This is a genomic window from Radiobacillus sp. PE A8.2 (assembly GCF_045635475.1).
In the GTDB taxonomy this organism is placed as follows: domain Bacteria; phylum Bacillota; class Bacilli; order Bacillales; family Amphibacillaceae; genus JBJGXI01.
This window is the reverse complement of record NZ_JBJGXI010000036.1, coordinates 47,778-54,961: the sequence shown is the minus strand read 5'-3', so window position 1 is coordinate 54,961 and position 7,184 is coordinate 47,778. Positions and strand designations below refer to the sequence as shown.

At 39.9% G+C, this 7,184-nt stretch carries 7 protein-coding genes; 5 read left to right on the top strand and 2 right to left on the bottom strand.

The annotated features are described in order from the left end of the window. Nucleotides 1-556: 556 nt before the first annotated feature. A complete protein-coding gene (locus ACI6MV_RS17520) occupies nucleotides 557-1,174 on the bottom strand; it encodes a cupin domain-containing protein (protein ID WP_407271625.1) in 618 nt (205 codons plus the stop codon). A 132-nt stretch (nucleotides 1,175-1,306) separates the two neighbouring features. On the opposite strand from ACI6MV_RS17520, the gene ACI6MV_RS17515 reads away from it, so the two are divergent. Next, the gene (locus ACI6MV_RS17515; protein WP_407271624.1) at nucleotides 1,307-1,504 is read left to right on the top strand and encodes a DUF2281 domain-containing protein; all 198 of its coding nucleotides are present in this window, start codon (nucleotides 1,307-1,309) and stop codon (nucleotides 1,502-1,504) included. A gap of 268 nt (nucleotides 1,505-1,772) precedes the next feature. On the opposite strand, the gene ACI6MV_RS17510 is transcribed toward ACI6MV_RS17515, so the two are convergent. Next, nucleotides 1,773-2,120, bottom strand: coding sequence for a winged helix-turn-helix transcriptional regulator (locus tag ACI6MV_RS17510; RefSeq protein ID WP_407271623.1), 348 nt, complete (start codon nucleotides 2,118-2,120; stop codon nucleotides 1,773-1,775). A gap of 183 nt (nucleotides 2,121-2,303) precedes the next feature. On the opposite strand from ACI6MV_RS17510, the gene ACI6MV_RS17505 reads away from it, so the two are divergent. The 4 genes from ACI6MV_RS17505 (at nucleotide 2,304) to ACI6MV_RS17490 (ending at nucleotide 7,152) form a co-directional block, all read left to right on the top strand. Further along, nucleotides 2,304-3,362, top strand: a complete 1,059-nt coding sequence (locus ACI6MV_RS17505) for an LLM class flavin-dependent oxidoreductase (protein WP_407271622.1) — start codon at nucleotides 2,304-2,306, stop codon at nucleotides 3,360-3,362. Nucleotides 3,363-3,375: 13 nt separating this feature from the next. Beyond that, nucleotides 3,376-3,942: an NADPH-dependent FMN reductase gene (locus ACI6MV_RS17500; RefSeq protein ID WP_407271621.1), complete on the top strand. Its 567-nt coding sequence runs from the start codon at nucleotides 3,376-3,378 to the stop codon at nucleotides 3,940-3,942. Nucleotides 3,943-4,027: 85 nt separating this feature from the next. Beyond that, nucleotides 4,028-4,897 (top strand): mechanosensitive ion channel family protein, encoded by an 870-nt coding sequence (locus tag ACI6MV_RS17495; protein ID WP_407271620.1) that lies wholly within the window; start codon nucleotides 4,028-4,030, stop codon nucleotides 4,895-4,897. Between the two features lie 779 nt (nucleotides 4,898-5,676). Further along, a complete protein-coding gene (locus ACI6MV_RS17490) occupies nucleotides 5,677-7,152 on the top strand; it encodes a protein adenylyltransferase SelO (protein ID WP_407271619.1) in 1,476 nt (491 codons plus the stop codon). The last annotated feature ends 32 nt before the right edge of the window (nucleotides 7,153-7,184 follow it).

The following is a 7,184-nucleotide window of genomic DNA, read 5'->3' as shown; positions in this document are numbered from 1 at the left end:
ATCCTAAGAACCTAGTGTTGTGGTAATAGCAACACCGCCTGTTAGGTACATATACACAAAAGGTGTATAGAACGAAACAGGACGAGGTGATGACACACCTCTTAACCAAAGGCTAGTTCAAACCAGAAACGGACTGCGAACGCGATAGCACTTTAGAATTCCATTGCTTTAGCTATGGGAGTGTCAAGTGATGATTTTTCTTATGAATAATATGATAAATACAATGAATAAGGCGATGGTAATTAAACTCAGCCAATACCAATGTAGCCAAATGATATTTAAAATAGCTAATATCACTACAACTGAAAATGCGCTTACTATCTTTCTGGTAGTCTTACTTTGATTAGTGGCCTTTTCAAAAAACAAGCCCATTGTTACCGCCTCCGATTCTTAAGATAAGATTTCCCACATACAAATTATCACCACCGGTATTAGCCTTTTTCTCATCATACCATATTAGTTCGTTTATATAGCATTAAGCTTAAGAACAATAAAAATGACTACTAATTGCAATGCAATCAAGTAGTCCTTTTTAGGTAACGATAATAACCCCAATTTATCTATAATAGGGATTTGCCTGGTAATGTGGATGAGGCTGGTTTGGATAATACGCTTGGTTTGCATAAGGTTGCGTCATTTGTTGATTACAATCTTTATACGGTCCGATATACGTGGAGGGCTTCACATTAGCTATCATGTTATTCCACTGGTTTTCATCGATACAATACGTATGAGCGATGATGTTTGATGGTGTGAATTTTAACAGATCGGATCCTAATATTACTTCTGGTGTTGGTGCATCAAAAATCGCTAACAAATGTGTCTGGTCAACGGTCGCAACCTCATAATGCCACCAGCCCTGTGGCACATTGGCGACTTGGCCAGGTGTAATCGGAAAATTGAGTATTTGTTTTGTATATGGATTCATAATCGAAACCGTTGCCGCACCAGATATACAATAAACTAACTCAGCTGCATTTTGGTGATAATGCGGCTCAACAACATTATCTTTACTCATGAAAATATCGAGCAAAGAAGTGTTTTCCAAAGAATTAAGCTGATTAATTCCTAAGATATTGATGTAGTTGTTCTTGTCTTTCGTAAACAAATTGCTCTTATTTACATCAAATGTATATTGCATTGCAGGAGATGTATGATCCCTGTTAGTACTCATTTTTGTTCACCTCGGGTAAAATATTTGCTACTATATGCTATGTGTTGTTTACAAAATAGGTGAATGCCTTGGTTATATATTAAATTTAAGTAATGTTACGATATAACTATTCAAGGAAGAGGTGGACGCATCATGATTACAGCTAAAGAGCGTTTACTCAAAATAATCGAAGAAATACTAGAACAAGAAGTCGATAAAATTCTTGACTATGCAGAGTATATAAAAGCAAAGAAAGAAAAAACCTTATCTAAAGATTTATCAAAGGCAAGTGAAAGTAGTTTAGATTTCTGGGACAATGATATTGATGACGAGGTTTGGAATGATGTATAAGCAGGGTGAGATTGTTTTAATCCTTGTTCCGTTCAGCGATTTGTTAAATAGAGAGCAGCGACCTGTTCTTATAGTCGGATTAAACCGTCTCCGAACTATAGATGGATGAGATAACTGTATAAGGTAATTATGAATGACTTAGTTAGCTATTGAAACGCAATTCTAATATTCTGAAGTATTACTCTTAAATTGACATTCAACAATACCATAACAAACGCTTGGATGTTTTATCCAAGCGTTTCGTGCTATTGCACATCGATAGGTGAATCTACATACTCCGCTTCTTCATCATTTCCCTTTTATGCAATGTATGCTTTGTTCCCCATTCATGCATGGCCATTAAGATTGGTTCTAGGCTTTTTCCGTATTCGGTGATCGAGTACTCCACTTTTGGTGGTACTTGAGGATAGACGACACGTGCCACAATATCTTCTTCCTCTAATTCACGCAATTGTTTTGTGAGCATTTTTTGTGTGATACCGGGCATGGTGCGTTTCAATTCGCTAAATCGCTGTGTACCTTCTTTTAACAAATTGAGTAAAATAATTGGCTTCCATTTACCGACTAATATACTTAATGCATCTTCTACACGACATAATTCAGGCTCTATTTTCATTACAATCCTCCATTGGTATCCTTTTTGATACTATATAACAAAAAAGTGCGTACTTACATTATCCGTTGATTTCCTCCATAATAACATTATTGTGTTTAAATTAGAAGTTGAATCGAAAGTCATGTGCAAGGAAACCTAAGTGAACATTAACTATATATATTATATAAGGATAGGTGAAATAATTTGGAAAAATATCGTATTGACCCAAGTAAAGGATTGGAATTTGGCATATATACATTAGGGGACCACTTACCAAATCCGTTAACAGGGGAACGAATTTCTGCAAAACAGCGTGTGCAGGAGATTATTGAATATGCAAAGCTTGCTGAACAGGCAGGCATTGATTTCTTTAGTGTTGGGGAGAGTCACCAGGATTATTTTGCTACACAAGCACACACAGTCGTACTGTCGGCGATTGCACAAGCGACTGAAAAGATAAAAATCGCAAGTTCTTCCACGATTATCAGTACTTCTGATCCGGTTCGTGTTTACGAAGATTTTGCAACGATTGATTTGATTTCAGGAGGACGCGCAGAGATCGTCGCTGGTCGTGCTTCAAGAATAGGGTTGTTTGATTTATTAGGCTATAACGTTCGTGATTATGAAGAGCTGTTTGAAGAAAAGTTTGATTTACTACGCAAAATTAATGAAGAGGAAGTTGTCGACTGGAGTGGAGAATTTCGCGCACCATTGAGAAATGCCAAAGTTCTTCCGCGTCCACAAAGTGGCTCGTTACCAATCTGGCGTGCAGTTGGCGGATCACCTGCAAGTGCGATAAAAGCGGGGTATGCTGGTGTACCGATGTTTATGGCGCATTTGGGTGGACCGGCTACTGTATTTAAACGAACAGTTGATGCCTACCGGGAGGCTGCTTCGCGTGGAGGGTTTGATCCAGCAGAATTACCGGTTGCAACAGCAGGATTTTTCTATGCAGCAGAAACATCGCAACAGGCCTTAAAAGATATGTATCCGCATATTAATGAAGGGATGAAGCACACAAACGGTCAAGGATTTCCGAAGCAGCATTTTGCACAAGGTGTTGATCCGCATAATATTATGAATATTGGTAGTCCACAGGAAATTATCGAAAAAATCCTTTATCAGCACGAGTTATATGGTCATCAGCGTTATATTGCGCAAATTGATTTCGGTGGCGTACCATTTGAACGTTTAATGAAAAATATCGAACTAATTGGAAATGAGATTTTACCTACAATTAAAAAGCATACGGCAAAAAAATAGGAGGTAGTCAGCAATGAAAATTGTCGGTTTATCCGGGTCCAAGGTAGGCTCAAAAACGAGGACTGCAATGGAATATACCGTAAAAGCACTTCAAGAAAAATATCCGGAGACGGATGTAACATTTATTGATTTAGCGGAATACGATGTCCAATTTAGCGATGGACGCAATTACATGGACTATGAAGGGGATACCCAATACGTAGCGAAAACGATCATGGAAGCAGATGCGATTATTATCGGGACACCAATTTTCCAAGCATCGATTCCAGCAACGTTGAAGAACATATTTGATTTACTTCCGGTTAATGCATTTTTAGATAAAGTAGTCAGTATCGTTGTCACGGCTGGATCAGCAAAGCATTACCTAATCGCCGAGCAACAACTAAAGCCGATTCTTTCTTATATGAAAGCACAAATTGTTCAAACGTATGCATTCATTGAGGAAGCCGACTTTTATCGAAAAGAAATCACCAACGATGACGTGTTATTCCGCATCGATCGCTTAGTTGAAGACACAGTCGTGTTAACCGAAACATTTAAGAAAATACGGGATGAAAAAGAAGCAGAATACGGGTTTTAAGAGTGCACGCATATCGCCAATTGGGGATATGCGTTTTTTGTTAACAAAAGATATAATAGAATAGGACAAAAAGGGAGGAATCAACATGAATGCTTTATTTGAAAACTTTGCATCCTTATTTGAAGTGGACTGGAGCACAATAACCGAATATATGCTAACGCTTCTAACTACAATCATCATAACCTATGCGTTGGTTTATTTAATCCGCTTCGTTTTTCGTCAAATATTTAAACGGACAACGATCCTGAGTGATAAAAAAGAACAAACGATTGAATCTGTAATACGAAATACAGGGCATTATATTGCCTTTTTCATTATTACCCTTGCTGCGATTAAACCGTTTGTTAATGTACAAGAATTATTGTTGGCAGGCGGAGTCATCGGTATCGTGATCGGTTTTGGGGCGCAAAAGTTAATTCAAGATATTTTAGCAGGCGGCTTTTTCCTGTTCGAAAAGCAATTTCAAAAAGGTGATTTCGTACATATTAATGGTGAAGTTAACGGCGGCACAGTAGAAGAATTAGGATTCCGTGTCGTGAAAATTCGTCTGCTAAACGGTAAATTAATGATTGTCCCTAACGGCGAAGTTCGAAAGCTAGAAAACGGAAATGTCGAAAAAAGACGTGTGTTCGAAAGTGTGATTGTTAGTTTTAATGAAAATCCAGCCACTGTTAAACAATTACTCACGGAAGTTTGCGATGAATTGAATAAATTACAGCAAGATTATTTAAGAAAAGATAAGCTAACTGGTGAATTTATCGAAATCTACCAAGTACACGGCCTATCCTCCTTAGACGCGAGTCCATTAGGATTTCGCTTTTCAATCAAAGCAACCGTGAAGGATGACAATTACTTAGAAGCAATGCAACAAGCAAAGGAATTGTTAGCGCAAAAGATATATGAACACAAAATACAAATGCCAACGCAGCATGTCTATGTAAAGCAGGCGGAGTAGTGCGCTGATGGTGGCTGTCTAGTTTATGTGGCATACTTGGAGTAAGATGTCTTTGCTTCTTTTGTTAGATTTGATTAGCTGATCGGGTATGTTTTTAGATGTATTCCGGGCAAACGTACTCGATCAACGAATGAACGAGTATGTTTATGTAGTGATGAAGGGAGAACGTACTCGATCAGCGAATGAGCGAGTATGTTTTTGCAGTGATGAAGGGAGAACGTACTTGATCAGGTAGTGAACGAGTATGTTTATGTAGTGATGAAGGGAGAACGTGCTCGATCAGCGAATGAGCGAGTATGTTTTGCAGTGATGAAGGGCAAACGTACTCGTATATCAACTAATCGGACAAGAGATCCCGCCCAAGTAGTCAAAAGCTGTCTAATTAACCTCCCAATCGGACAAGAAATCCCGCCCAAGTATTCAAAAGCTGTCCAATTACCCTCTACTCGGACAAGAGATTCCGCCCAAGTATTCAAAAGCTGTCCAATTAACCTCTACTCGGACAAGAGATCCCGCCCAAGTATTCAAAAGCTGTCCAATTACCCTCTACTCGGACAAGAAATCCCGCCCAAGGAGTCAAAACCTATCCGTTAGCCGAACAAGACCTCATCCCCTAACAGAAAAACATACCTAATCAACCAACCGTCCACCCCAACCAATCACCAAATCCCCACTCTCCTAATCAAAAAGCATAATAAACCCAAGCTAAGTAGAAAATAAAACAACTACCTATATGTTAGTATGAAGATAATACGACAAAATGATGAAAAGGGGATAAGATGACAAAGGCACATGATCAAGCTTTAACAGGATGGCACTTGGAAAATAGTTACTCGCGTCTACCAGCGTCATTTTTCTCAATACAAAAACCGACACCTGTCCAAGCACCGAAATTGGTTAAGTTTAACGAACCATTGGCAGCAGAATTGGGATTAGATGCCGAAGATCTACAAACGGATGTTGGTGTGGCGGTGTTTGCTGGTAATGAAATTCCAGAGGGGAGTGAACCTCTTGCCCAAGCATACGCAGGTCACCAATTTGGGAACCTTACGATGTTAGGTGACGGTCGGGCGATTTTGCTAGGGGAGCAGATTACACCGCAAGACGAGCGTTTTGATATTCAACTAAAAGGTTCAGGTAGAACACCATATTCACGAGGTGGGGATGGTCGAGCATCACTTGGTCCGATGCTACGCGAATATATCATTAGCGAGGCAATGCATGGACTGGGCATTCCTACTACAAGGAGCCTTGCAGTAGTTTCAACCGGTGAGCCGGTAATTCGCGAAACAGACTTGCCTGGTGCAATTTTAACCCGTGTGGCTGCAAGTCATATTCGTGTTGGAACATTTCAATATGCAGCAGGCAAGGGTGATGTCGAAGCGTTGAAGGCGCTAGCCGACTACACAATACAACGTCACTTTCCTAGTATTGCGACTAACGATCATCCATATCTCTCGCTATTGCAGGAAGTGATCAAGCAGCAGGCGTCGTTAATTGCAAAATGGCAACTCGTCGGCTTTATCCATGGTGTAATGAATACAGATAACATGACAATTAGTGGGGAAACAATTGATTATGGACCATGTGCATTCATGAATACGTATGATCCGGCAACGGTTTTCAGTTCTATTGACAGAAACGGGCGCTATGCTTATGCTAATCAACGCCCGATTGGCGGATGGAATTTAGCTCGGTTTGCCGAAACACTGTTGCAATTACTAGATAAGGATCAGGACAAAGCGGTCGAAATGGCGCAGCATGAGATGTCACAGTATATGCCATTATTTCAATCAAATTGGCTCGCAGGTATGAGGGCAAAACTAGGGATTGTTGATGAGGAAAAAGATGATGAGAAGCTTGTCGAAGATTTGTTGGATATTATGGAAAATAATCGTGCTGACTATACAAACACGTTTCGTGCTTTAACGTATAATAAACCGGAAGATTCTGCGCTGTTCGATAAGCCGGAATTTGAAAAATGGAAAAAAACGTGGCAAGCGAGACGAGACAGACAGCAGGCATCGAAGGAAGAATCACAAACATTAATGGAAAATAGCAATCCGGCAGTGATCCCGCGTAACCATCGGGTTGAAGAGGCGCTAGAGTCTGCAGTCGAACACGGGGATTACAGTGTAATGGAAAAATTGCTTGATGTGCTTTCAAATCCTTATGGACACAAAACTGAGCAGGAAGAATATTGCTCGCCGCCACCTGCATCATCGTTACCATACAAAACATACTGTGGCACGTGATTGCGAGACGAAGGGACGGATTTCAACTTCAG